Annotated in this window: 21 protein-coding genes; 4 read left to right on the top strand and 17 right to left on the bottom strand. The window is 62.7% G+C overall.

From position 1 onward, the window contains the following. Positions 1–52: 52 nt before the first annotated feature. From V3C85_RS04965 to V3C85_RS04905, 13 genes are all read right to left on the bottom strand, one after another. Positions 53–1213: an acyl-CoA dehydrogenase family protein gene (locus tag V3C85_RS04965; protein WP_331793980.1), complete on the bottom strand. Its 1161-nt coding sequence runs from the start codon at positions 1211–1213 to the stop codon at positions 53–55. Positions 1214–1221: 8 nt separating this feature from the next. Next, a complete protein-coding gene (locus V3C85_RS04960) occupies positions 1222–1989 on the bottom strand; it encodes a 3-hydroxyacyl-CoA dehydrogenase (RefSeq protein WP_331793979.1) in 768 nt (255 codons plus the stop codon). 32 nt (positions 1990–2021) lie between these two features. Next, positions 2022–2903 carry a 3-hydroxyisobutyrate dehydrogenase gene (gene mmsB, locus V3C85_RS04955; protein ID WP_331794158.1) on the bottom strand — a complete coding sequence of 294 codons (882 nt, stop codon included), beginning with the start codon at positions 2901–2903 and terminating at the stop codon, positions 2022–2024. A gap of 19 nt (positions 2904–2922) precedes the next feature. Next, positions 2923–3975 (bottom strand): enoyl-CoA hydratase/isomerase family protein, encoded by a 1053-nt coding sequence (locus V3C85_RS04950; protein WP_331793978.1) that lies wholly within the window; start codon positions 3973–3975, stop codon positions 2923–2925. Beyond that, positions 3975–5120 (bottom strand): acyl-CoA dehydrogenase family protein, encoded by a 1146-nt coding sequence (locus V3C85_RS04945; protein ID WP_331793977.1) that lies wholly within the window; start codon positions 5118–5120, stop codon positions 3975–3977. The genes V3C85_RS04950 and V3C85_RS04945 overlap by 1 nt, the downstream gene beginning before the upstream one ends. Before the next feature lie 3 nt (positions 5121–5123). Beyond that, entirely contained in the window at positions 5124–6308 is a 1185-nt protein-coding gene (locus V3C85_RS04940; protein ID WP_331793976.1) for an acetyl-CoA C-acyltransferase, read from the bottom strand. 144 nt (positions 6309–6452) lie between these two features. Continuing rightward, entirely contained in the window at positions 6453–7622 is a 1170-nt protein-coding gene (locus tag V3C85_RS04935; protein ID WP_331793975.1) for a phenylacetate--CoA ligase family protein, read from the bottom strand. A 26-nt stretch (positions 7623–7648) separates the two neighbouring features. Continuing rightward, positions 7649–8473 (bottom strand): ABC transporter ATP-binding protein, encoded by an 825-nt coding sequence (locus tag V3C85_RS04930; RefSeq protein ID WP_331793974.1) that lies wholly within the window; start codon positions 8471–8473, stop codon positions 7649–7651. 59 nt (positions 8474–8532) lie between these two features. Continuing rightward, complete coding sequence (locus tag V3C85_RS04925) at positions 8533–9819, bottom strand: ABC transporter substrate-binding protein (protein ID WP_331793973.1); 1287 nt, start codon at positions 9817–9819, stop codon at positions 8533–8535. Positions 9820–9886: 67 nt separating this feature from the next. Further along, on the bottom strand, positions 9887–10963 hold the full coding sequence (locus V3C85_RS04920) for a branched-chain amino acid ABC transporter permease (RefSeq protein ID WP_331793972.1): 1077 nt from the start codon (positions 10961–10963) through the stop codon (positions 9887–9889). A 93-nt stretch (positions 10964–11056) separates the two neighbouring features. Then, positions 11057–12043 (bottom strand): branched-chain amino acid ABC transporter permease, encoded by a 987-nt coding sequence (locus V3C85_RS04915; protein ID WP_331793971.1) that lies wholly within the window; start codon positions 12041–12043, stop codon positions 11057–11059. 29 nt (positions 12044–12072) lie between these two features. Then, a complete protein-coding gene (locus V3C85_RS04910; protein ID WP_331794157.1) occupies positions 12073–12831 on the bottom strand; it encodes an ABC transporter ATP-binding protein in 759 nt (252 codons plus the stop codon). 89 nt (positions 12832–12920) lie between these two features. After that, the gene (locus tag V3C85_RS04905) at positions 12921–14900 is read right to left on the bottom strand and encodes a long-chain fatty acid--CoA ligase (RefSeq protein WP_331793970.1); all 1980 of its coding nucleotides are present in this window, start codon (positions 14898–14900) and stop codon (positions 12921–12923) included. Between the two features lie 183 nt (positions 14901–15083). Here V3C85_RS04905 and V3C85_RS04900 point away from each other — a divergent pair, with 183 nt between their 5' ends. Together V3C85_RS04900 and V3C85_RS04895 are read left to right on the top strand one after the other, a co-directional pair. Continuing rightward, positions 15084–17018: a hybrid sensor histidine kinase/response regulator gene (locus V3C85_RS04900; protein WP_331793969.1), complete on the top strand. Its 1935-nt coding sequence runs from the start codon at positions 15084–15086 to the stop codon at positions 17016–17018. Beyond that, positions 17015–17719, top strand: coding sequence for a response regulator transcription factor (locus tag V3C85_RS04895; protein ID WP_331793968.1), 705 nt, complete (start codon positions 17015–17017; stop codon positions 17717–17719). The genes V3C85_RS04900 and V3C85_RS04895 overlap by 4 nt, the downstream gene beginning before the upstream one ends. A 12-nt stretch (positions 17720–17731) precedes the next feature. Here V3C85_RS04895 and V3C85_RS04890 read toward each other — a convergent pair whose 3' ends face one another. After that, positions 17732–19390, bottom strand: a complete 1659-nt coding sequence (locus tag V3C85_RS04890; protein WP_331793967.1) for a thiamine pyrophosphate-dependent enzyme — start codon at positions 19388–19390, stop codon at positions 17732–17734. Between the two features lie 187 nt (positions 19391–19577). Between V3C85_RS04890 and ilvD the strand changes: the two genes are divergently transcribed. Continuing rightward, positions 19578–21419: a dihydroxy-acid dehydratase gene (ilvD, locus tag V3C85_RS04885; protein WP_331793966.1), complete on the top strand. Its 1842-nt coding sequence runs from the start codon at positions 19578–19580 to the stop codon at positions 21417–21419. Between the two features lie 72 nt (positions 21420–21491). Here the strand turns inward: ilvD and V3C85_RS04880 are convergent, their stop codons facing one another. Then, positions 21492–21689, bottom strand: a complete 198-nt coding sequence (locus V3C85_RS04880) for a CsbD family protein (protein ID WP_331793965.1) — start codon at positions 21687–21689, stop codon at positions 21492–21494. Between the two features lie 400 nt (positions 21690–22089). Here V3C85_RS04880 and V3C85_RS04875 point away from each other — a divergent pair, with 400 nt between their 5' ends. Further along, entirely contained in the window at positions 22090–23103 is a 1014-nt protein-coding gene (locus V3C85_RS04875) for a sensor histidine kinase (RefSeq protein ID WP_331793964.1), read from the top strand. A gap of 56 nt (positions 23104–23159) precedes the next feature. Here the strand turns inward: V3C85_RS04875 and V3C85_RS04870 are convergent, their stop codons facing one another. Continuing rightward, positions 23160–23333 carry a DUF1328 domain-containing protein gene (locus V3C85_RS04870; RefSeq protein WP_331793963.1) on the bottom strand — a complete coding sequence of 58 codons (174 nt, stop codon included), beginning with the start codon at positions 23331–23333 and terminating at the stop codon, positions 23160–23162. Positions 23334–23427: 94 nt separating this feature from the next. Further along, positions 23428–25158, bottom strand: coding sequence for a sensor histidine kinase (locus tag V3C85_RS04865; RefSeq protein ID WP_331793962.1), 1731 nt, complete (start codon positions 25156–25158; stop codon positions 23428–23430). Positions 25159–25192: the final 34 nt, after the last annotated feature.

Below are 25192 nucleotides of genomic sequence, written 5' to 3'. Positions count from 1 at the left end.
CCGGGGGACACGGGGTGTGGGCCTTGCCCACACCCTTTGGTCTGGGGGCCTGTCATCCTTGTGCCAGCACTTCGCGCCCGATCAGCATCCGGCGAATTTCACTGGTGCCTGCGCCGATCTCCATCAGCTTGGCGTCGCGGAACAGGCGGCTGACCACACTGTCGTTCAAGAACCCCGCTCCGCCCAGCGCCTGCACCGCCTGATGCGCCTGCACCATGGCCTGTTCACTGGCGTAAAGCACCGCCCCCGCCGCATCCTGTCGTGTCACCTCGCCCCGGTCGCAGGCCTTGGCCACCTCATAGACATAGGCCCGTGCGGTGTTCAGCGCGACATACATATCGGCCACCTTGCCCTGCATCAGCTGGAAGTTCCCGATCGGCTGACCAAATTGTTCGCGACTTTGCAGATAGGGGATCACCTCGTCCAGACAGGCCGCCATGATGCCAAGGCCGATGCCCGACAGCACCACGCGCTCATAATCCAGCCCCGACATCAGAACGCGTACGCCGCGCCCCTCTTGGCCCAGCACGTTTTCAAACGGCACTTCGACATCGTCAAAGATCAATTCCGCCGTGTTCGACCCGCGCATCCCCAGCTTGTCGAAATGCGGGCTGGTGGAAAAACCCTTCATCGTCTTTTCGACCAGAAAGGCGGTGATCCCCTTGCTGCCGGCCGTGGGGTCTGTTTTGGCATAGACCACCAGCGTATCGGCATCGGGGCCGTTGGTGATCCAGTATTTGTTGCCCTTCAGCACATAATAGCCGTTGCGCTTTTCGGCCCGCAGCTTCATCGACACCACATCCGACCCGGCACCCGGTTCTGACATGGCCAGCGCACCGACCTTGGTGCCGGCAATCAGGCCCGGCAGATATTTGCGTTTCTGGTCGTCAGTCCCATTCAGCTTGATCTGATTGACGCACAGGTTGGAATGCGCGCCATAAGACAGCGACACACTGGCCGAGGCGCGGGCGATTTCCTCGGTTGCCACGGTATGGGCCAGATAACCCATGCCCGCGCCGCCGAACGCCTCGGCCACGGTGATGCCCAGCAGGCCAAGACTGCCCATTTCCGCCCACAATTCATTGGGAAAGGCATTGCCCTGATCCACCGCCGCCGCCATCGGCTTGACGCGGGCCTGCGCCCAAGCGTGCACCATGTCGCGCAGCGCCGCGACATCCTCGCCCAAGTCGAATTTCATCGTTGCGTGAAACATGGCTGACCTCACTTTGGGGCCATGCGAAGGGCGCCATCCAGCCGGATGACCTCGCCGTTCAGCATGGGGTTTTCGATGATATGGCGCACCAGCGCCGCATATTCGGCAGGCTGACCCAGCCGCGGGGGAAAGGGCACCGTGCCGCCAAGGCTGTCTTGCACCTCTTGCGGCAGGCCCGCCATCATCGGCGTCTGGAACAGGCCGGGGGCAATGGTCATCACCCGGATGCCCAGCCGCGACAGATCGCGCGCCATGGGCAGCGTCATGCCCGCCACCCCGGCCTTGCTGGCGGCATAGGCCACCTGGCCCACCTGCCCGTCAAAGGCAGCAATGCTGGCGGTGTTGATGATCACGCCGCGCTCGCCCCCGGCATTGGGCGCCTGCGCGGCCATGGCCGCAGCGGCAAGGCGGGCCATGTTGAAACTGCCGATCAGGTTCACACGGATCGCGCGGGAAAAACTGTCCAGCCCATGCGGGCCATCGCGGCCCACCGTCTTTTCCCCCGGCGCGATCCCTGCGCAGTTGACCAGCCCGTGCAAACCGGCAAAGGCCGATTGCGCCAAACCAACCGCCGCCTGTGCAGCGCCCTCATCGGCCACATCGGTCTGGGCAAAGCGCGCCTGCGCGCCCAACGCCTTGGCCCGCGCCTCTCCCTCGCTTGCGCTGATATCGGCCAGCACCACCTGCGCGCCGCCCGCCACCAGCATCTCGGCCGTCGCCGCCCCAAGGCCCGAGGCCCCGCCGGTGACGATAAAGACCGCTCCTTTCAACTCCATCTTCCCCCCCTGACGGCCGCTTGGCCGCTGCGTTACGCCTTGCCTTCGGCCAACCGCTCGAACATGGCAGAAAAGTCGCGCCCCCCCTCTCCGGCCTGATCCATCGCGGCATAAAGCGCGGTGGCCGCCGCCCCCAGGGGCGTCTGCGCGCCAGCGCCATTGGCCGCATCCTGCGACAGCCGCAGGTCTTTCAGCATCAGCGCCGCCGCAAAGCCCGGCTTGTAGCCGTTATTGGCCGGCGAGGTCGGCACCGGCCCCGGCACCGGGCAATAGGTCGTCAGGCTCCAGCACTGGCCCGAGGATTTTGAGGCCACATCAAACAGCGCCTGCCGCGACAGGCCCAGCTTGTCGGCCAAGGCAAAGGCCTCGCCTACCGCGATCATGGAAATGCCAAGGATCATGTTATTGCAGATCTTGGCCGCCTGCCCGGCGCCCGCGTCGCCGCAATGCGTCAGGCTTTTGCCCATGGCGCTCAACAGGGGCGTGGCACGGTCAAAGGCCGCTTGCGAACCGCCTGCCATAAAGGTCAGCGTGGCGGCCACCGCACCGCCCACCCCGCCCGAAACCGGCGCATCCAGTGCCGCAAGGCCCCGCGCGGCCGCCAGATCATGCGCCTTGCGGCACGAGTCGATGTCGACAGTCGAGCAATCCATGATCAAGGCGCCATCCTTGATCGCCGGGATCACCTGTTGCCAGACGGTCAGCATGATCGGCCCCGACGGCAGCATGGTGATCACCGCATCGGCGCCCTGCACCGCCTGGGCCGCGGTGGCGGCCAGCACCACCCCACCGGCCTGCGCTGCTTCTTGTGCGGCTTTGACCGTGTCAAAACCCTGCACCCGATAACCGGCCTTGACCAGATTCAGCGCCATAGGCCCGCCCATATTGCCAAGGCCGATAAAGCCCACCGTCATGCTCATCTTGCTCTCTCCCTCAGACAGCCGGAAACACCCGGTCTGCTGTCACTTGCAATGCGTTTTCCACCCAGTCATCCGGCACATCCTCGGGCCTTGCGGGCATCCATTTCGGGGCGCGGTCCTTATCGATGATCGCGGCCCTGATCCCTTCATAGAAATCCGGCCCCACCACCAAGGCCCGACAGGCGGCATATTCCAGTTCCAACGCCGCCTCTAACGACGCCACCAAGCGCCCCTTGCGCGCCAGCCGCAACGCCAGTTTCAACGCCGTGGGTGATTTCGCGCGCAGATCAGCCAAGGTGCGGGCGGCAAATTCGCCCGGCTCATCCGCCAGCGCGGCAAGGATGTCTTCCAGCCGATCCGCGGCAAACACCCGGTCGATCATCGCGCGATGATCGGCCAAGGGCGCGGGGCCGGGATCGGTGGCATGCGCCGCCAGACAGGCCCGCACCCCGGCCAGCCCCGCATCTGGTGGCAAGGCGGCAAGGGCGGGCACCAAGGCGTCAAGTCCTGCCGCTGGCACATGCAGATCGGCAAAGCCCAGCAAAATGGCATCTGCCGCCCCAAGGCTGCGGCCTGTCATCCCCATCCACAGGCCCAACTGGCCCGGTGCGCGCGGCAACAGCCACGTCGCCCCGACATCGGGCACAAAGCCGATGGCACATTCGGGCAGCGCGATCTTAGACCGATCAGTGGCCACCCGCAGGGCCGCATGGGCCGAAATGCCAATGCCACCGCCCATCACAAAACCATCCATCAGCGCGACACAGGGCTTGGCCAGCCGGGCGATGCGGGCATTCAGCCGGTATTCATCGCGCCAAAAGATCATCGACGGGCCGTCGGCGATGCGCGGTGCCTCGTAAAGGCTGCGGATATCGCCGCCCGCGCACAGGCCCCGCGTGCCTTCGCCACTGATCACAATGGCCGCAACGCCCGGATCGTCCTGAAACCGGTCAAGCGCCGCGGTCATGTCATGCACCATGGCATGGGTCAGCGCATTCAGCGCCTCGGGCCGGTTCAGGCGCAAGCGGGCCAAGGCCCCGACCTGTTCAACGATCAGATCCGCCATCACGCCGCCCCAGAAATGACAGAGCGCGCGATGATCAGACGCATGATTTCATTCGTGCCTTCCAGAATCTGATGCACACGCAGGTCGCGCACGATCTTTTCCACCCCGTAGTCGGCCAGATAGCCATAACCGCCATGCAGTTGCAGGGCGCGGTTCGCAACCTCAAAGCCTGCGTCGGTCACATGCTTTTTCGCCATGGCACACAGCCGCGTGGCCTCGGGCAGTTTGGCATCCAGCGCCGCTGCCGCACGCCACAAAAAGGTGCGGCTGACCTCGATCTCGGTCGCCATTTCGGCCAAAGCGAATTGCAGCGCCTGAAATTCGGTCAGCTTTTGGCCAAAAGCCTTGCGGTCAGCCATATAGGCCAGGGCCTTGTCAAAGGCCGCCTGTGCGCCGCCCAGTGAACAGGCCGCAATCGAGGTGCGCCCGCCATCCAGCGCGGCCATCGCATAGCGAAAACCCGCGCCCTCATCGCCCAGCAGTGCCGTGTCGGGCAGTTCGACCCCATCAAAGGCCACCGTCCGCGTGGGCTGCGCATGCCAGCCCATCTTGCGCTCATTCGCGCCAAAGCTCAGGCCCTTGGTGCCCTTTTCAACCACAAAGGCCGACACGCCCTTGGGCCCCGGCCCACCGGTGCGCGCCATCACCACATAAAGATCAGTCTCACCCGCGCCCGAGATGAACATCTTTTGCCCATTCAGCACAAAGCCATTGGCCGTGCGCTCGGCCCGCGTGGTCAGCGCCGCCGCATCCGACCCCGATCCCGGCTCGGTCAGGCAATAGCTGGCCAGAATGTCGCCCCGGCACAGGCGCGGCAGATAGGCGGCCTTCATCGGCTGGGCCCCATAGCGGTCGATCATCTGGGCGACCATGTTGTGAATCGACAGATAGGCCGAAATCGCCGGACAGGCGCGGGCCAAGGCCTCATAGATCAGCACCGCATCGACCCGGCCAAGGTTTGATCCGCCATGGGCGTCAGACACCATGATGCCACCCAAGCCCAAGGCGCAGGCCTGCCGGATCACCTCCACCGGGAAATGGCGGTCGCGATCCCATTCCAGCGCATGGGGGGCGATTTCGGCGGCGGCAAAGCCTGCCGCCATGTCGCGGATGGCCATCTGGTCGTCAGAAAGCTGAAAGTCCATATCCTACCCCATCAGTTCCACGGCAACAGCCGTGCCTTCGCCGCCGCCGATGCACAGGCTGGCCACCCCACGCCGCGCCCCATTGGCCCGCAAAGCGGCCTGCAGTGTCACCAGAATGCGCGCGCCACTGGCCCCGATCGGATGGCCCAAGGCGCAGGCCCCACCATTCACATTCACCCGCTCGGCCCCCAGATCCAGATCGCGCATCGCGGCCATCGCCACCACGGCGAAGGCCTCGTTGATCTCAAACAGATCGACATCGCGCGCGGTCCAGCCCGTCTTGTCGAACAACCGCTTCATCGCGCCGATGGGGGCGGTGGGAAACAGGCGCGGCTCATCGGCAAAGCCCGCATGGCCCACGATCCGCGCCAGCGGCGTGGCGCCCAGAACTTCGGCCTCGGCCTCGGTCATCAGGATCAGCGCCGCCGCCCCATCCGAGATCGACGACGCATTGGCCGCCGTAACCGTGCCCCCTTGGCGAAACGCAGGTTTCAGATGCGGGATCTTGTCGGGCCGGGCCAATCCGGGCTGTTCATCCTGCGCCACAAGCGCTTCACCGGTCTTGGCCGCGACCGAAACCGGCACCACCTCGGCGGCAAAGCGGCCCTCGGCAATCGCGGCCTGCGCACGGGCCAGCGAGCGCAGAGCATATTCATCCTGCGCGTCACGGGTAAACTGATAGGCCTCGGCGCAGTCTTCGGCAAAGGTGCCCATCAGGCGGCCCCGGTCATAGGCATCTTCCAGACCATCGAGAAACATGTGGTCGATCACCCGCCCATGCCCCATGCGATAGCCGCCGCGCGCGCGGTCCAGCAGATAGGGGGCGTTCGACATGCTTTCCATCCCGCCCGCCACCATGATCCGGGCAGAACCGGCGCGAATGGCATCATGCGCCATCATCACCGTTTTCATGCCCGATCCGCACATCTTGTTCACCGTGCTGGCCGGAACCGAAACCGGCAGCCCCGCCCCCAGCGCCGCCTGCCGTGCCGGGGCCTGCCCCTGCCCTGCGGGCAGAACGCACCCCATCAGCACCTCATCCACCTCGGCCCCCTGCACGCCCGCACGCGTCAGCGCCGCCTGAATGGCAACCGCCCCAAGCTTGGCCGCCGTCTGGCCCGCAAGCGCCCCCTGAAAGCCGCCCATAGGCGTGCGCGCAGCCCCGACGATCACAATGCTGTCGCTCATCTGGTCCTCCGACAGGGGCAGTGCCCCCCGCTGTTCCTGGCGGCATGTTAGGTCAAAAATACTGACCTACAAGCCCCTGTTTCACCCTGCCCCCGCATCGCCCCCATAGCCGCCTTCGGCGCAACCTTGGGTCACAGGCAAAGATCACTCATAGCTGCGACGATCTTCGATCACCTTGCCATCATTGGGCAAGGCCCCCGGCGGCATCAACTCGACATGACCGCGCATCTTCAATGTGGCCACGATGCTGTCTTCATACAGCGCAGGGTTGGTCGCACGGGTTTCGATCTGCACCGTCATCACATCCATCTCGCCCTCGCGGCTGGCCACGACCCGCGCGCGGGCAATCTCGCCATGCCGCGCGACCAGTTGTTCCACCTGTTCGGGGCGCACGAACATGCCCTTGATCTTGGTGGTCTGATCGGCCCGCCCCATCCAGCCCTTGATGCGGCGATTGGTGCGGCCACAGGGGCTGACACCCGGCATCACCGCCGACAGATCGCCCGTGGCAAAGCGCATCAGCGGGTAATCGGGGTTCAGGCTGGTCACCACCACCTCACCCACCTCACCGTCAGGCACAGGCCGGTCAGAGCCGGGGCGCACGATCTCGACGATCACCCCTTCATCCAGGATCATCCCCTGCATCGCCGGGGATTCATAGGCGATATTGCCCAGATCCGCCGTGGCATAGGCCTGCAGGCAGGCAATGCCACGGTCGGCATAATACTGACGCAGGCTGGGAAACAGCGCCCCGCCCGAAACCGCAGCGCGGCTGATCTTCAACCGCTCGCCCATGGCATCGGCCTTTTCAAGGATCACCTTCAGGTAATCAGGCGTGCCCGCATAGGCGGTGGTGCCAATGTCGGCCGCGGCCCGCACCTGCAACTCGGTCTGGCCCGTGCCCGCAGGCAATACCGCAGCCCCCACGGCCCGCGCGCCATTTTCAAAGATCATGCCCGCAGGCGTCAGATGATAGCCAAAACAGTTGTGAACAATATCCCCCGCCCCCACGCCCAAAGCATGCAAGAACCGCCCCATGCGCCACCAGTCATGGCTGATGCCGCCCGGTTCATAAATCGGGCCGGGCGATTGAAAATAATGGACGATCTGCCCCACCGGCAACCCGCCAAACGGGGGCTTGGCCTTTTGCAGATCAGACAGCGCCGCCTTGCGCAACACCGGCAGGCCCGCCAAAGCCGCCAGATCAGGCAAAGCCGCACCGCCCTGCCGCGCCAAGATACCGTTCAAAGCGGCCAGTTGCGCCGCCTCGCGCGCATCCTGACTGCGGGTTTCCAACGCATCGAAATGGCCCATTGCCGCCCCCTTTGCCCCATCCGCCATCACGACAACCACCGCTTGCGGCGACGATAACTGCGCACATCGCGAAAGCTGTTGCGCCCTTCATCCGACATGCCCAGATAGAACTCTTTCACATCCGGGTTTTCCCGCAAATCGGCGGCCGGGCCATCCATCACCACGCGGCCCCCTTCCAGAATATAGCCGTAATGGGCATAGCGCAGCGCCACGTTGGTGTTCTGCTCGGCCAGCAGAAAGGTCACGCCCTCGGCCTCATTCACCGCTTTCACGATTTCGAAAATCTGTTCCACCAGTTGCGGCGCAAGCCCCATGCTCGGCTCATCCAGCAGCACCGTCTCGGGCCGGCTCATCAGCGCGCGGCCAATCGCCACCATCTGCTGCTCACCCCCCGAGGTATAGCCCGCCTGACTTTTGCGCCGCTCTTTCAGGCGTGGGAAATAGGTATAGACCATCTCAAGGTCGCGGGCGATGTCGGCCCGGCTGCCCCGCCGCGTATAAGCACCGGTCAGCAGATTGTCTTCTACCGTCAGATGCTCAAAGCAGTGACGCCCCTCCATCACCTGGATCACGCCCTTGCGCACCAGATCGGCGGGCGACAGATGCTGCACGCGCTCTCCTCGGTAGTGGATGCTGCCCTTGGTCACCTCGCCGCGCTCCGATTTCAGCAATTGCGAAATCGCTTTCAGCGTGGTGGTCTTGCCCGCCCCGTTGCCGCCCAACAGCGCAGTGATGCCCCCCTTGGGCACCGACAGGCTGACCCCTTTCAGCACCAGGATCACATGGTTGTAGATCACCTCGATATTGTTGACCTCAAGCAGCGCCTGATCCGTCTTGGTCGCGTCCAGCATGGCCTTGTCCTGACCTGAAATGGTGGGGGCCCCAACCCGCGCCGGGGCCCCCTTTTGGCTTAGTTGCAGCGCTCGGCGATGTTGTTCTCGGCGGCAAAGGCGGCCGAGTCTTCTTGCACCAGCGGCTCCAGCACCTCATCATCAGGGGCGATGAAATCGGTCACCAGCGACCACTTCTTGGCCGTGGCATCCCATTGCTGGATCAGCGCCGCCCCCGGCCCGCCATGATCTTCGCAGCTGGCCTTGAAGGGCTGACCAAAGTCAGGCAAGCCCAGTTCGGCCATCCGGGCCTCGGTGATTTCCAGTTGCTCAAACCCGTCGCGCAACTGGGCAGCCGTGATCGCCGCCGTGCCATGTATCTCCTGCGCCTTGCGGATCGCCTCGGCAATCACCATCGCCGCATACATGCCGCGCGAATACAGCACGCTGCCAACCTGATCACCGGCGCCAGCGGCCTTGCCCGCATCCTGCACATATTGCTTGAGATCGGCATAAACCGGATAGTCGCTGCCCGTGCCATGCATGGCCAGGCTCTTGTAGCCATTGGCCCCGTCGCCGGCGGGCAGCACGTCATTTTCCGACCCCGACCACCAGATGCCGATGAACTGATCCATCGGGTAGTTGATGTTCACCGCCTCTTGAATGGCCACGGCATTCATCACACCCCAGCCATACATGACCACATAATCCGGCTTGTCGCGGCGGATCTGCAACCATTGCGACTTCTGCTCTTGCCCCGGATGGTCCACCGGCACTTCGACCAGCGTAAAGCCATGCTTTTTAGACAATTCGGTCAGCGTGCGGATCGGTTCCTTGCCATAGGCCGAATTGTGATAGACCAGTGCAATCTTCTTGCCCTCAAGGCTGCCGCCATTCTGATCCAGCAGGTATTTCACCGCCACACTGGCCGCATCCCAATAGTTGGCCGGATAGTTGAACACCCATTCAAACACCTTGCCATTGGCCGCCGAGGTGCGGCCATAGCCGGGCGTGTACAGCGGAATGCCATCGGCGGTGACCTTGGGGATCAGCTGATAGGTGATGCCCGTGGACAGCGGGTTGTAAACCAGCGCCCCCTGGCCCTTGGTCGCCTCATAGCATTCCACACCTTTTTCGGTGTTATAGGCCGTCTCGCATTCGACGACATTCACCCGCTCGCCGCCGATGCCGCCATCGCGTTCGTTCAGCAAGGTGAAGTAATCGGCAAACCCGTCGGCATAGGGAATACCCCCCGGCGCATAGGGGCCGGTGCGGTAAGACAGGCTTGGCACCATCAGCTCGGCCATGGCCGGTGCGGCACTAGCGGCAATCGCGGCTGCCACCACGGCAGCAAGGGTCTTTCTCATCTTGGTCTCCTCCCAGATGTTGATGAAATGCCGGATCACCCGGTTCTTCTTGTCAGGCCCGCCCGCGCTAATGCGGAAAGGGCCAAAGGCGCAGCTTCTCTTTCGCCACCCGCCACAGCTGGTTCAGGCCATGCGGCTCGGCGATCAGAAAGACGATGATCAGCCCCCCCACGATCATCAACTCGATATGGGCGGCAAGATCGGTCGGCCAGCCCAGCTGACCCACCAGAATGTTCTTCAACAACACCGGCAACAGCACCAGAAAGGCCGCGCCCGCAAAACTGCCAAAGATCGACCCAAGGCCCCCGATGATGATCATGAACAGCACCAGAAAGGACTTCTGGATGCCAAAGGCCTCGCCCACTTCGACCGCCCCCAGATAGACGCTGAAGAACAAGGCCCCCGCCACCCCGATGAAAAACGATGAAACGGCAAAGGCAGACAGCTTGGCCGTCAGCGGGTTCACCCCGATTATCTCGGCGGCGATGTCCATATCGCGAATGGCCATCCACCTGCGCCCCACGGCACCCCGCGTCAGATTGCGCGCCACCCAGGCCAACAGCGTCAGAACCACCAGACAAAACAGATACTTGGCCCAGGCCGGCGTATTCGCCCCCGTCACCGCAATGCCCAGGATCGTGCGCTCGGGCGCGGTGATCTGGCCTGATGCCGAATAGTTGTAAAACCACGGCACCTTGTTGAACAGCCAAACCAGAAAGAACTGCGCCGCCAGCGTCGCCACCGCCAGATAAAACCCCTTGATCCGCAAGGACGGCAGGCCAAACAGCACCCCCACCAGCGCCGTCACCCCCCCGGCCAGCAGCACATGAAGAAAGATCGACACGTCGGGAAAAGCAGTCATCAGCTTGTAACAGGCATAGGCCCCCACCGCCATGAACCCGCCCGTGCCCAGGCTGACCTGCCCGCAATAGCCGGTCAGAATGTTCAGCCCGATGGCGGCAATGGCATAGATCAGAAAGGGCACCATCACCGCATTGGCCCAGTAATCATTGATCAAAAACGGCACCACGCCGAAGGCCACCGCCAACACCGCCCAATAGCGCAGCCGATCAAACCGGATCGGAAAGGTCTGCCCATCCGCCGCATAGCTTGTCTTGAAATCTCCCGCCTCACGATACAGCATCGGCCCGCCCTTCTCTCACATCCTGTCCCTGCCGCTTCATCTTGGCCCAAATACTCCCGCCGGAGGCACCCGCCCTGTCATCCCAAGCCATCGTCAGACCCTCTCGATGATGCGCTCGCCAAACAGGCCCTGCGGACGGAACACCAGGAACACCAGCGCCAGCACATAGGCGAACCAGTTTTCGGTGGCCCCGCCCACCATCGGCCCGATGAAGAACTCGAACAGCTTTTCGCCCATGCCGATGATCAACCCGCCCACGATGGCGCCGGGGATAGAGGTAAAGCCCCCCAGCATCAGCACCGGCAAGGCCTTCAGCGCGATCAGCGACAGGCTGAACTGCACCCCGGATTTCGATCCCCACATGATGCCCGCAACCAGGGCCACGATCCCGGCAATCGACCAGACCAGCACCCAGATAAAGCGCAGGGAAATGCCCACCGACAGCGCGGCCTGATGGTCATCGGCCACGGCGCGCAGCGCGCGGCCCTGTTTGGAATACTGGCTGAACAGGGTCAGCGACAAAACCAGCGCCGCCGCCACCACGGCAGCAACAATGTCCAGCGTGTCGATGAACAGCCCATAGCCAAACAGCTCATAGGTCGTGCTTTCGATCGCGTCGTTGATGCCCTGCGGCAGCCCGACATCCAGTTTCTTGATATCGGCCCCCCACATCACATCGCCCAGACCTTCCAGGAAATAGGCAAGACCGATGGTCGCCATGAACAGGATGATCGGTTCCTGATTGACCAGATGTTTCAGGATCAGTCGCTCGATCAGCACCGCCAGCAAGGTCATCACCCCCGCCGTCAGCAAAATCGCCACCAGCGCCGGCACCTTGAAGCCGAAGTGATGCACCGACGTGCCGAAGATCGCGTTGATCATATGGGCAAAGGGCACCTGCCCCTCCATGATCCCGACCAGCGTCAGGGCCGCAAACAGCGCCAGCACCCCTTGGGCATAGTTGAAAATGCCGCTGGCCTTGAAGATCAGCACAAAGCCCAGCGCCACCAGCGCATACATCACCCCGGCCATCAGGCCGTTCAGCGTGACTTCAAGCGCATACCAGAATGTCTCAGGCATGATCCACGTCCCCCTTGGTGAAACCCGCGTCAGTCATGGCTGACCCCCAGATAGGCGTCGATCACCGCCTGATTGCTGCGCACCTCATTGGGGGTGCCGTCGCCAATCTTCTTGCCGTAATCCATCACCACCACCCGGTCTGACAGATCCATGACCACGCCCATGTCATGCTCAATCAGCACGATGGTGGTGCCGAATTCGTCGTTCACATCCAGAACAAAGCGGCACATGTCCTCTTTTTCCTCGACATTCATGCCCGCCATCGGTTCGTCCAGCAGCAGGATCTTGGGTTCCGCCGCCAGCGCCCGCGCCAGTTCAACCCGCTTTTTCAACCCATAGGGCAGCCGCCCCACCGGGGTTTTGCGAATGGCCTGAATCTCCAGAAAATCGATGATCTTTTCCACTTTCTCGCGGTGCGCGGTTTCCTCTCGCTGCGCGGCCCCCCACCACAGGGCCTGCCGGAACAGCCCCGATTTCATCAGCGTCAGCCGCCCGGTCATGATGTTGTCCAGCACACTCATGCCATCGAACAGCGCAATGTTCTGAAAGGTGCGCGCAATGCCCATCTGCGCCACCTGATAGGGCTTCATCGGCGGGCGCTTTTGCCCGCGAAACCAGACCTCGCCTTCCTGCGGGGTGTAAAAGCCGGAAATCACGTTCAGCATCGACGATTTACCCGCGCCATTGGGCCCGATGATCGACCGAATTTCCCCCTCTCGCACATCAAAGCTGATGTCGGTGATCGCCTTGACGCCGCCAAAGCGCAGGGTGATGTTCTTCATCTCCATCACCACACCGCCAATCGGGCGCCCATCCGGGGTCGTCTCGGCAGCCGTAAGGCCGGGTGCCGCCGCCGTTGCGTTCAATGGCTGGCCTTTCATGCCGCGACCCTCCCTTCGGGCGGCAGATCAACCGCCGCATCGGCCAGCACTAGGGTGGCGCGGATATGCCCCTTGCGCCCATCCTCATAGGTGACTTCGGTTTCAGTCGAGACGGTCTTTGACCCGTCATACAAAGCGGCGATCAGATCGGCATATTTCTCCGAAATGATGTTGCGCCGCACCTTGCGGGTGCGTGTCAGCTCTCCGTCATCGGCATCCAGTTCCTTGTGCAGGATCAGGAACCGATGCACCTGACAGCCCGCCAGCATCGGATCGGCAGCCACTGACCGGTTGACCTCTTCGATATGCCCGCGGATCATCTCATAGACGCGCGGATGGCCTGCCAGTTCCTGATAGCTGGAATAGGCGATGTTGTTGCGCTCGGCCCAGTTGCCCACGGCATTCAGGTCAATGTTGACAAAGGCCGTGCAGCGGTCGCGCCCGGCGCCGAACACCACTGCCTCAAGGATGTTGGGATAGAATTTCAGCTTGTTTTCCACATATTTGGGCGCAAACAGACGGCCATCGGCCATTTTGCCCACATCCTTGGCCCGGTCGATGATGCGCAGATGGCCTGTGCCTTCCTCAAAGAATCCGGCATCGCCCGTGGCCACCCAGCCCTCGGCATCCTTGGTCTTGGCGGTGCTTTCGGGGTTCTTGTAATATTCCACAAAGGTGCCGGGGCTGCGGTAGAACACCTCGCCCGTCTCGGCGATCTTTACCTCAACCCCCGGCGAGGGCACGCCCACGGTATCCGACCGCACCTCGCCATCAGGCTGCTGGGTGATAAAGACCGAAGCCTCGGTCTGGCCGTAAAGCTGTTTCAGGTTGATCCCAAGGCTGCGGTAAAAGTCGAAAATCTCGGGCCCGATCGCCTCGCCCGCGGTGTAGCCGACGCGGATCCGCGAAAACCCAAGGGTGTTTTTCAGCGGACCATAGATCAGCAGATCACCCAGCCAGTATTTGAGCCGGTCAAAGGCGCTGACGGGCTTGCCGTCCAGAATATCCGGCCCAACCCGCCGCGCCACGGCCATACAGGTGTGGAACAGCCATTTCTTGAACCGCCCCGCATCTTCCATGCGGATCATGACACTGGTCAACTGGCCCTCAAACACCCGTGGAGGGGCGAAGAAATAGGTTGGCCCGATCTCGCGCAGATCGGTCATCATCGTTTCGGGGCTTTCGGGACAATTGACGCAAAAGCCCGCCCACATTGCCTGCCCCACCGAAAAGATGAAATCCCCCACCCAGGCCATCGGCAGATAGGCCAGTATTTCCTCTTGCGCGGTCAGATCGTCGAAAGCACAGGTGTTGCGACTGGTTTCCAGAATATTGCGGTTCGACAACAGCACGCCCTTGGGCTTGCCGGTCGTGCCGCTGGTATACAGCATCACACAAGGATCATCCGGCCCCAGTGCATCGATCCGGCCTTGCATCTCGGCCTCGAACCGGTGATGCCCGGCCCGCCCTTCGGCCACGACATCGGCCATGGCGTTCATGCGGCTGTGGTCATATTTGCGCATGCCGCGCTTGTCGACATAGATCACCTGCGCGATATGGGGCACGCGCTCTTGCAGGTCGATCACCTTGTCCACCTGCTCTTGATCGCCGCAGATCACGAACCGTGCGCCGCAATGATCCAGCACATAGGCCATCTCTTCGGCCACCGCGTCCTGATACAGCGGCACCGGCACCGCGCCACACATCTGCGCCGCCACCATCGCCCAATACAGCGACGGGCGGTTGCGGCCGACGATGGCGACGAAATCACCGCGCGCCAGCCCCAACGCCAGAAAACCCATGGCCATGGCACGGGTTTCGTCATGCGCCTCGGCCCATGTCCAGCTTTGCCAGATGCCGAATTCCTTTTCACGAAACGCCGGACGCGCGCCCAACTGTTGCGCATTGCGCGCCATCAGCGCGGGAACCGAGGCCAAAGCCCCCCTGTCGGCCAAGCCAGACTGGCGATCTGCCATCAAACTCCTCCCTTGCCCCTGTCGGGGCCGTGCCACCCGGTCTTGGTGCCGGTTGCCGTTGGGGGCAGACTTGCGGCAAACTATGTCGTCACTTTTGCGCAAACCTTTCGAATTGTTACACGCCCCGGTTGCCCCTTTCCCGCCCCGTCCCGCCAGTGATAGCGATAGGGTCAGGGGGGAATGATGCCGATCACCGACGAGGATATCACCAGCCTGACCCGCACGGGGCTGAACCTGATCTCACAGGCGCTTTCGATCTTTGACAGCGACCTGCGTCTGGCCGTCTGCAACCGCCGCTATCAAGAGATGTTCGACTTTCCCGCCGAATACATCACCCCCGGCGTCAGCTTTGAAGACACCATCCGACTTTTGGTCATGCGCGGCGAATACGGCCCGCAAGACGACCCGGACGAAGCCGTGCGCAGCCGCGTGCAAGCCGCCCTTGCCTTTGTGCCCCATTACCTTGAACGCATGCGCCCCAATGGCCGCTGGGTCAGCGTCGAGGGCTTTCCCCTGCCCCAAGGCGGCTGGGTCACGGTTTACACCGACATTACCGAAGTGCGGTATCAGCAGCAGATGCTGCGCGCGCGGTCGGCGGAATTGTCGGATCAGTTGTTGTCGAATGCCGAACGCCTGTCTGAAACCAACCGCGCCCTGTCGGCGGCCAATACCGCGCTTTCGGCGGCCAAGGCGCAACTGACGGAAATCGAGGCCCGAACCCGCCTGACCACCGAGATGATGCCGGCCCATATCGCCCATGTGGACCGCAATCTGCGCTATACCTATACCAACCGCCGCCTGTCGTCGGTTCTGCCGGGGCGGCCCCAGCAGATCATCGGCCTGACCGGGCGCGAGGCCCTGGGCCCGGAGAATTTCGTGCATATCGAGCCTTATCTGCACCGGGCCCTGGCGGGCGAGGCGTCGGTGTTCGAATTTACCGACCATGGGTCGGGCCGCCGCATCCGTGCGGCCTTTACCCCCGACCAGAACGATGATGGCCCGGTGAATGGCGTCTATATCCTGTCGATGGACATCACCGAGGAAAGTCAGGCCCGCGCTGCCGTGATGCAAACCCGCAAGCGGGAACTGGCGGCACAACTGACCTCGGGGCTTGCCCATGATTTCGCCAATCTGCTGACCGTGATCCTTGGCCTGCAATCGCGGCTTGACCGGTTGGACCTGCCCGCCGGGGCGCAATCGCTTGTCGGCGCCACCTTGGCCGCCGCCCGCCGCGGGGGCGCGTTGCTGGACCGCATCGCCTCGATCTCGGGTCGGCGCGAGATGCGGCCCGTGGCGCTGGACCTGCCCGGCTTTCTGGACGATCTGGCGCAACTGGCTGGCCCCACCTTGCCAGATGGCGTGAAGCTGACCCTGCACAGCCAAGGGCTGACCGGGCCGGTGATGCTGGATGCGGGCTTGCTGCAAGATTCGTTGTTGAACCTGATCTTGAACGCCAAGGATGCCATTGGCAGCCCTCCGGGCGACATCACCCTGTCGGTCCGGCCCGTGCATCACACCTGGATCGACTTTACGGTTTCAGACACCGGCCCCGGCTTTTCGGATCAGGCGCTGGACCATGCGCTAGAGCCGTTTTTTACCACCAAGGGGGCCGAAGGGTCGGGGCTGGGGCTGGCCATGGTCTATGACCAGACCACGCTGGCGGGGGGCATGGTGCGGCTGGAAAACCGCGCCACCGGCGGGGCCTGTGTGACCCTGCGCCTGCCCTATCGCCCTGCGCCGCAGGTTGTGGCCCCCGACGCGCCCCCCGGCATGGTGCTTTTGGTCGAGGACAATGACGACATCCGCGAAAGCCTGCGCGAAATGCTGCGCGGCCTTGGCCATGCGGTGATCGAGGCCACCACAGCGGATGAGGCCGAGGCTTTGGCCGATCTGCCGGGGATCGCACTTGTTCTAAGCGATCTGCATCTGCGCGGCAGCCGCAGCGGGCTTGATCTGGCCCGGTCACTGGCCCACAAAGGGCTGGGGCGCCTTGCCTTGATGACGTCGGCCCCCCCGTCCGATCCGTTGCGCGCCGCGGCTCAGGCCAGTTTTGCGCTGCTGCCCAAGCCCTTTGACGCCGCCACGCTTGCCCGCTTTTTGTCCACGGTGACCCGATGACCCAAGCCCTTGTCGCAATTCTGGATGACGAGGCCGAAATCCGCCGCCTGCTGTCGGATGCGCTGACCGAAGCCGGGTTTCGCACCATCAGCTTTGGCCGCGCCACCGAATTCGAGGCCGCGCTAAAGCGCCAGTCGCCCGATGTCTGCCTGGTCGATCTGGGCCTGCCGGACCGCGACGGGCTGGTTCTGGTGCATCGTCTGGCGCTGGAATCGGGGGCCGCGATCATCATCATCTCGGGCCGCAGCCAGGTGCAGGATCGGGTGATGGGGCTGGAATTGGGGGCCGATGACTACATCATCAAACCCTTTGATCCCGCTGAAATCGTTGCCCGTGTCCGGGCCCGCCTGCGCAAGACCCGCGCCCCCAGTGACCGCAGCAGCCAGATTGCGCGGTTCAACGGCTGGACGGCGCTGTTCGACAGCTACACCCTTGTATCCGCCACGGGCGAACAGATCCCGTTTTCCAATGCCGAGGGTCAGGTCTTGCGCCTGTTTCTGGAAAGCCCGCGCCGGCTGATCAGCCGGGCACAGATGCAAGAAAGCCTTGGCGGGGCCGCGGGCGAAAGTTTTGACCGCGCCATGGATGTGCGCATTTCACGCCTGCGCACCAAACTGGGCGAAGATCCGAAAAATCCCAGCCTGATCAAGACGATCTACGGCGCGGGCTATATCTTTCTGGGCGATGTCAGCTGGGAATGACGCAGCCGCGCGTCACCCCTGCCTTGCCAACGCGGCCTTGCGCATTTCGGTCAGGCTTTGGCGCGGGGTCAGCGCCTCGGGCGAGATGTTCAGATCCAGCACCGCCCCGGTCGGGCTGGCCAGGGCACGGTCAAAGGCGGCCGGAAAATCGGCCGTCGTTTCAACCCGTTCGCCATGAAAGCCATAGGCCTTTGCGATCATCGTGAAATCGGGGCTGACCATATCGGTGCCCGACACCCGCGCCGGGTAGTGGCGTTCCTGATGGGCGCGGATCGTGCCGTAAATCCCGTTGTTCAGGATCAGGATGATCGGCGCCGCGTTATATTGAGAAGCGGTTGCAAGCTCTTGAAAATTCATCTGAAAATCGCCATCGCCGGCAAAGCACACCACCCGGCGGCCCGGATGGGCCACCTTGGCCGCGATTGCCGCCGGCACGCCATAGCCCATGGCCCCCGACTGCGGTGCAAGCAAACGCGCATTCTTGCCGTATTTCATGGCCTTGTTCGGCCAATAGGCAAAATTCCCGGCACCATTCGTGACGATCACATCGTCGGGCAAGATCGCCCGCAAATGCGCCGTCACCACCCCCATATCCACCGGTGACGGCTGCGGCGGCAGATCAAAGGTCGCCTCATAGCCCGCCCGCGCCGCCCGCACCCATTCCCCCCAGGCCCCGGACACAGGATGAAGAACGCCCGCCAAGGCATTGGGGCCACACACGATTCCGATCTCTGGCCGATAGATTTTGCCGATCTCGAGTGCGCTGGGGTGGCAATGGATCAGCCGCTGTTGCGGATCAGGCACCGACAACAGGGTATACCCGTCGGTCGTCATCTCGCCAAAGCGGACATTCACCGCCAGAATGCAATCTGCCTGCGTAATCAAGGATTTGACATGTGCAGGCATGCCGACACCGGCCTCGCCCGAATAGACAGGCGAATGATTGTCGAACATATCCTGATAGCGAAAGGCCGCGACCACGGGGATATTGGACGCCTCGGCAAAGCCTTGCATCGCCGCTTTGCCCGCCGCGGTCCAGTTACATCCACCCAACAAAATCAATGGCTTGCTGGACAAAGCCAAGATCCCCATCGCCTCTGCCAGCGCCGCCGCATCCGGGGCGGGTTCGGCCATCCGAACAGGCCCGGCCAGCGATGGCGCCTCACAGGCGGCAGACAGCATATCTTCGGGCAAGGCCACCACAACAGGCCCAGGCCGCCCTGACAAGGACATCGTCCAAGCCCTTGACAGAATTTCAGGAATCCGCTCGACACGGTCAATCTCGACCGCCCATTTCGCCATCGTGCCAAAGACCGCGCGATAGTCGATTTCCTGAAACGCCTCGCGCCCCTTCATATCGGTCCCCACCTGCCCGACAAAGCAGATCATCGGCGCGCTGTCCTGCATCGCGGTGTGAATGCCGATCGACGCATTGGTCACCCCCGGCCCCCGCGTCACCATGCAGATGCCGGGGCTGCCCGTCAGCTTGCCCCAGGCCGCCGCCATAAAGGCAGCGCCACCCTCATTGCGGCAATTGACGAAATCAAACGCGCCTTGCGTGTCATGCAGCGCATCCAGAACCGCAAGATAGCTTTCCCCCGGAACCCCAAAGGCGCGCGTGGCGCCCAAGGCCACCAGACTCTCTACCAGAACACGGCCGCCGTGACGCATCGCAAGATCCTTTCCTGTCGTCCCCCAGCGATACCCAAGGACGACCGAAACGCAAAGCCCCGAGCGGCATTTTGCAGCAAAATGACGCTGCAATCAGGCGAAACCGGGAATTGCCCGCTTGACCACGCGCGGCGGCAATGCAACTTGGCCCAAAGCTGTTGCCCAATGCTGTTGCCCGGAGGAAACCATGCCCGTTTATCGTTCCCGCACGACCACCCATGGCCGCAACATGGCCGGCGCCCGTGGCCTTTGGCGCGCCACCGGCATGAAAGATGGTGATTTCGGCAAACCGATCATCGCCATTGTGAACAGCTTTACCCAGTTCGTGCCGGGCCATGTGCATCTGAAAGACCTTGGCCAGCTTGTCGCGCGTGAGGTTGAGGCCGCAGGTGGCGTCGCCAAGGAATTCAACACCATCGCCGTTGATGACGGGATCGCCATGGGCCATGACGGCATGCTGTATTCGCTGCCCAGCCGTGAGATCATCGCCGACAGCGTGGAATACATGGTCAACGCCCATTGCGCCGATGCCATGGTCTGCATCTCGAACTGCGACAAGATCACCCCCGGCATGCTGATGGCGGCGATGCGGCTGAACATCCCGGCCGTTTTCGTCTCGGGCGGGCCGATGGAGGCCGGGAAGGCCGTGATCAAGGGCCGCGAGCTGGCGCTGGATCTGGTTGACGCCATGGTTGTGGCCGCCGATGACAGCTATACCGACGAAGAGGTCGATGAGATCGAAAAGGCCGCCTGCCCCACCTGCGGGTCGTGCAGCGGCATGTTCACCGCCAATTCGATGAACTGCCTGACCGAGGCCTTGGGCCTGTCGCTGCCCGGCAATGGCAGCACCCTGGCCACCCATGCCGACCGCAAGCGCCTGTTTGTCGAGGCCGGGCATCTGATCGTCGATATCACCAAACGCTATTATGAACAGGATGATGCCAGCGTTCTGCCGCGCAATGTGGCGAACAAGCAGGCGTTTGAAAACGCCATGGCGCTGGACATTGCCATGGGCGGTTCCACCAACACCATCCTGCACATTCTGGCCGCCGCGCATGAAGGCGGGATCGACTTTGATCAGGACGATATCGACCAGTTGTCACGCAAGGTGCCCTGCCTGTGCAAGGTGGCCCCGGCCAAGCAAGACGTGCATATGGAAGACGTCCACCGCGCCGGGGGGATCATGGCGATCCTCGGGCAGTTGGATAATGCAGGCCTGTTGCACCGCGATTGCGTGACCGTGCATTCGCCCACCATGGGCGCGGCACTGGATCATTGGGACATCAGCCGCACCAACCATGACTCGGTGCGCGATTTCTTCAAGGCTGCCCCCGGCAACGTGCGGTCGGCCACGGCGTTCAGCCAGTCGAAACGCTATGCCGAACTGGATCTTGACCGCGAAACCGGCGTGATCCGCTCGGCCGAACATGCCTTTACCAAAGAGGGCGGTCTGGCCGTGCTGAAGGGCAATATCGCGCTGGATGGCTGTATCGTCAAAACCGCAGGCGTGGACGAGTCGATCTTTGTCTTCTCGGGCCCTGCCAAAGTGTATGAAAGCCAGAATGACGCGGTGGCCGGCATTCTGAACAACGAGGTGAAGGCGGGCGACGTGGTCGTCATCCGCTATGAAGGGCCAAAGGGTGGGCCGGGGATGCAGGAAATGCTGTATCCGACCAGCTATCTGAAGTCGAAGGGCCTGGGCAAGGTCTGCGCCTTGCTGACCGACGGGCGCTTTTCGGGCGGCACTTCGGGCCTGTCGATCGGCCATGCCTCCCCCGAGGCGGCCTCGGGCGGGGCGATTGGTCTGGTGCGCGATGGCGACATGATCGACATCAACATTCCCGCGCGCAGCATCAACCTGCGGATTGCCGAAGAGGAACTGGCCAAGCGCCGCGCCGAGCAGGATGCCAAAGGCTGGAAACCCGCCAAGCAGCGTCCGCGCAAGGTGACGCCTGCACTCAAGGCCTATGCCATGCTGGCGGCTTCGGCCGACAAAGGCGCGGTGCGGGTGCTGCCCGAGACTGAATGATCGGCCAGACACAGTGGCTGAAACACCAAAAAAGGCACCCCTCGGGGTGCCTTTTTCCGGTCTGGCGACGGATCAGACGTTCTTGATCCAGTCATCCACATCCTTTTCGGCCTCTTCCTTGGCCTTGCCATAGCGTTCCTGCACAAGGCCCACGATCTCATCCCGGCGACCTTCGATCTTGTCCCAGTCATCGCCGGTAATGTCGCCCCATTTCTGCTTGGCCGACCCCTTGACTTGCTTCCACTTTCCTTCGATCTGATCCCAGTTCATCTGACAATCCTTTCTTTCAACGCGGCATCTGCCGCTGTTACACATAAGAAACGCCCCAGCGGCCAACAGGTTCCCTGCCAAGGGCAAAGTATTGATTTTTCAAATAAAAAGGCCGGGCACCCAAAGGGCAGCCCGGCCAGACAGGCCGCAACCAAACGGGGGAGTGCGTCGCGACCCAAAGGGCGCCAGTCAGGGAACAAACGGCGCGTCTTGCCCGGTCAACACGCCAGACCGCACTTGGTTCCCTTCCTGCGGACCATATTTTCGCACCAAGGCCGAAGTTTGCCGATGACGTAAGGTCTGCCGTGGCGGGGGGCGAAAATGAATTTGCATGTTGATGAAGGTCACGGCAAAGTTGCAGCCTGCATATTGGATAAGCCAATGTTGAAAAGGTATTCACTTGCAACGATTGCGCAGCCTTGCCACCGCGCGCCGCAGCGCAACCTATGAATGGGGCTTTACCGCCATTGCCTTTCTGGCCGCCTTTGGCAGCCGCTATTGGCTGGAAGGCGCCCTGCCCCCCGGCTTTCCTTATCTGACGTTTTTTCCCGCCGTCATCCTGACCGGCTTTTTTGCAGGCACGCGCGCGGGAACTGTGGTCGCGGTGCTATGCGGTCTGTCTGCCTGGTATTTTTTCCTTGCGCCGCAGGGGTCTTGGGGGCTGACCGGGTCCAGCGTGCTGGCGCTGGTGTTTTATGTCTTTATCGTCGCCACCGATCTGGTCTTGCTGCATCTGATGCGGCTGGCGCTGGTCAAGCTGGATGACGAACGCAAGACCTCGGACCGGCTGGCCGCGCAGAACAAGACGATGTTTCACGAATTGCAGCACCGGGTGTCGAACAACCTGCAGGTCATTGCCTCGCTGTTGAAAATGCAACAGCGCAATCTGGCCGATGGCGCGGCGCGACAAGCACTGGAAACGGCCTCGGCACGGCTGAAGGTGGTGGCGTCGATCCAGCGCCAGTTGCACAACCCCAAACGCCAGAACATCGACATCGCCCAATTGCTGAAAGCGGTTCTGCCCGAGGTTCTGGCCTCGGCCGATGTGGGTGACAGGGTGGTTCTTGATTTCCAGATGCAGCCCTTGATCGCCACCGGCGATCAGGCCACACCCGTGGCGCTGGTCGCCGTGGAACTGACATCCAATGCCCTGGAACATGCGCTGTCCGAAGACCGGGTGACGCGGATCACGATTTCCACCGGCACGGAAAACGGCGAAGGCTTTGTGCGGATTGCCGATGATGGCAAGGGCCTGCCAGAGGATTTTCAGCCTGAAAAATCACGCAGCCTTGGCCTGCGCGTGGCCTTTCAATTCGCCGATCAGCTTGACGGCAAGCTGGGCTTTCAATCCGGCCCCGGCACCGTGGCAACACTGACCTTCCCCGCAACGGCCATCGAACCTGCCGAGGCGTGACAAGCAAAAGGGCCACCCAAGCGGGCGGCCCTTTGCCATATCCTCGTCAGGGGCGGTCAGACCGGCGGGCGGCCTTTGATCGCGCGGGCGATCATCGCCACGACGAACAGGATGATGAAGATAAAGAACAGCACCTGTGCGATCGAGGCCGAGGCCCCCGCGATACCCCCAAACCCAAGCGCCGCCGCAATCAGCGCCACCACCAGAAATGTAAGTGCCCAACCAAGCATGGTCTTTCTCCTTTGTTCATATTGCGCTGCTGCGCTGATATGAACCAAACGCGGGGCACGGCATCGGGTTCCCTTTGCCAAGAAAAACCCCGCATCAAAGGGGGTCAGACGCGCGCTGCCTCTGTTCGGCCTGTTGCAGCGGGCTGGGCTGAAAGACCACTGTCAGATGATACTCGTCACCCTGCCGACCACGGTCGATCTTGCCGTCCAGTTGCGACGAAAACGCCTCAAGCAGCTTGCTGCCAAAGCCATCCGACACCGGCTCCAGCGCCTCCAGCCCTGCGGCATCGCCGGGGTCGCGCGGCATCAGCGAATTGATGATCCGCAATTCCGCCGTGCCATCGGGCTGGCGCAACAGGCCGACATGCACCTTGGCAGGCCCCTTTTGCCCGCGCCAGGTGTGGTTCAGCACATTGGTCATGCCTTCGGTCAGGAACAGGCCCAAGGGCACCGCCTGATCGGGCGTCAGGCGAATATCGTCAATGCGGATATCCAGATCAAAGGGCCGCTCGGGCGCGGCACCGATCTTCATGATATGATGCACGATCCGCGGCAGCAATTCATCCGCACGAATATCGGTCAGGCCCGAGGTCTGATACAGCTCGCGGTGAATCGTCGCCAGACTGACCACCCGTTCCTGCACCGATTTCATCGCCATCCGCGCCTCGGCCGTGCGGGTGGTGCGCAACTGCATGTTCAGGATCGAGGCGATCAGTTGCAGGTTGTTCTTTACCCGGTGATGCACTTCGCGCAGCAACACTTCCTTTTGGTGGATCGTGTTTTCCAGCTGCGCCTCGTCTTGCAAGATCGCTTCGGTCATCCGCTCATAGGCATCGCCCACCTCGCGCAACTCCAGCGCTGCATGGTCATTGCGCAGGGGTTTGACCTTGCGATCCCCCCCCGCAAAGGCGGTGATGCTGGCCCGCAAGCTGCGCACATGGCGCAAAACCTGGCTTTCCGCCGCCAGCCACGCCACCATCAGGCTGGCCGCCCACATCAGCAAGGGAAAGGTCACCGTCGGCAGATCACTTGCAAATCCGCCTGCATCCAGCCGGTCCGCAGGCCAGGACCCCAACAGATAAAGATTGCCCTTCGACAACGGCACAACGGCAAAGGCGCGGCGTTGCCCTGTGGGTGTCACATCCAGAAAGCTGGTGCCGGGCTGGCCCACGAAATCGGCCAGCCGATATGACGTTGGCAAAAACTGCGCGACACCATCCATCCCCCCAGATGAGGTCAGGACCTCGCCTTCCTGATCAAAGGTCATCATCGACAGCGGCTGGTCCTCATCGCCCGGCGGCTGGCCCGTGCCCTGCGCTTCGATCGCGGAATGCGTCATCGACACCGACGCAAAGCCCAGCAAGCGTTGATCTGGCCCATAGACAGGGGTTGACAGGTTCAGGATCGAGGTGCCCGAAATCGGGGCGCGGCGATTGACCGTCAGGCGCGTCTGCGGATTGGCCAGCATTTCGGCCAGCCACGGGCTTTGCGACGTGTCAAAGGGCTGATCCGCCGAGGTGCAGGTGATCATCCCGGACGGCGGGATGAAACCAACAAAGGAATAGCGGCCCTCAGAGTGGGTGGCGATGCGGCGCACGAACCTTTTGCAGGCCTCGGAGTCGCCCACCAGTTGCGGCAAGGTGGCGGCAAGGGTTGCCGCAGTGCCCTGCGCGCGCATCAGAATATCCACCTGCGGCCCCGCCGCCAGCAGGGTATCGCCCAGAATGGCGGCCCTTGCCCGACTGTCTGAAACGGCTTCGGTCTCCAGCGTCTGCACATAGCTAAGCATGGCAAGGGGCAGCAAAGCCGCCCCCATCAAGGTCATCAGCCGCAGCCCCAGACCGCCTATCCGAAATCGT

Source organism: Pseudotabrizicola sp. L79 (assembly GCF_036553525.1).
GTDB lineage: Bacteria > Pseudomonadota > Alphaproteobacteria > Rhodobacterales > Rhodobacteraceae > Pseudotabrizicola.
This window is presented reverse-complemented; position numbering and strand designations above follow the sequence as displayed.

Coding starts and splice junctions, on each gene's coding strand:
- V3C85_RS04865 (WP_331793962.1), bottom strand. CDS start 25,158: ATGACCTTGATGGGGGCGGCTTTGCTGCCCCTTGCCATGCTTAGCTAT.
- mmsB (WP_331794158.1), bottom strand. CDS start 2,903: ATGACGGTGGGCTTTATCGGCCTTGGCAATATGGGCGGGCCTATGGCG.
- V3C85_RS04930 (WP_331793974.1), bottom strand. CDS start 8,473: ATGCTGGACGCGACCAAGACGGATCAGGCGCTGCTTGAGGTCAACAAT.
- ilvD (WP_331793966.1), top strand. CDS start 19,578: ATGCCCGTTTATCGTTCCCGCACGACCACCCATGGCCGCAACATGGCC.
- V3C85_RS04965 (WP_331793980.1), bottom strand. CDS start 1,213: ATGTTTCACGCAACGATGAAATTCGACTTGGGCGAGGATGTCGCGGCG.
- V3C85_RS04915 (WP_331793971.1), bottom strand. CDS start 12,043: ATGCCTGAGACATTCTGGTATGCGCTTGAAGTCACGCTGAACGGCCTG.
- V3C85_RS04890 (WP_331793967.1), bottom strand. CDS start 19,390: ATGCGTCACGGCGGCCGTGTTCTGGTAGAGAGTCTGGTGGCCTTGGGC.
- V3C85_RS04920 (WP_331793972.1), bottom strand. CDS start 10,963: ATGCTGTATCGTGAGGCGGGAGATTTCAAGACAAGCTATGCGGCGGAT.
- V3C85_RS04935 (WP_331793975.1), bottom strand. CDS start 7,622: ATGGGCCATTTCGATGCGTTGGAAACCCGCAGTCAGGATGCGCGCGAG.
- V3C85_RS04960 (WP_331793979.1), bottom strand. CDS start 1,989: ATGGAGTTGAAAGGAGCGGTCTTTATCGTCACCGGCGGGGCCTCGGGC.
- V3C85_RS04905 (WP_331793970.1), bottom strand. CDS start 14,900: ATGGCAGATCGCCAGTCTGGCTTGGCCGACAGGGGGGCTTTGGCCTCG.
- V3C85_RS04945 (WP_331793977.1), bottom strand. CDS start 5,120: ATGGACTTTCAGCTTTCTGACGACCAGATGGCCATCCGCGACATGGCG.
- V3C85_RS04870 (WP_331793963.1), bottom strand. CDS start 23,333: ATGCTTGGTTGGGCACTTACATTTCTGGTGGTGGCGCTGATTGCGGCG.
- V3C85_RS04880 (WP_331793965.1), bottom strand. CDS start 21,689: ATGAACTGGGATCAGATCGAAGGAAAGTGGAAGCAAGTCAAGGGGTCG.
- V3C85_RS04925 (WP_331793973.1), bottom strand. CDS start 9,819: ATGAGAAAGACCCTTGCTGCCGTGGTGGCAGCCGCGATTGCCGCTAGT.
- V3C85_RS04940 (WP_331793976.1), bottom strand. CDS start 6,308: ATGAGCGACAGCATTGTGATCGTCGGGGCTGCGCGCACGCCTATGGGC.
- V3C85_RS04910 (WP_331794157.1), bottom strand. CDS start 12,831: ATGGAGATGAAGAACATCACCCTGCGCTTTGGCGGCGTCAAGGCGATC.
- V3C85_RS04895 (WP_331793968.1), top strand. CDS start 17,015: ATGACCCAAGCCCTTGTCGCAATTCTGGATGACGAGGCCGAAATCCGC.
- V3C85_RS04950 (WP_331793978.1), bottom strand. CDS start 3,975: ATGGCGGATCTGATCGTTGAACAGGTCGGGGCCTTGGCCCGCTTGCGC.
- V3C85_RS04900 (WP_331793969.1), top strand. CDS start 15,084: ATGCCGATCACCGACGAGGATATCACCAGCCTGACCCGCACGGGGCTG.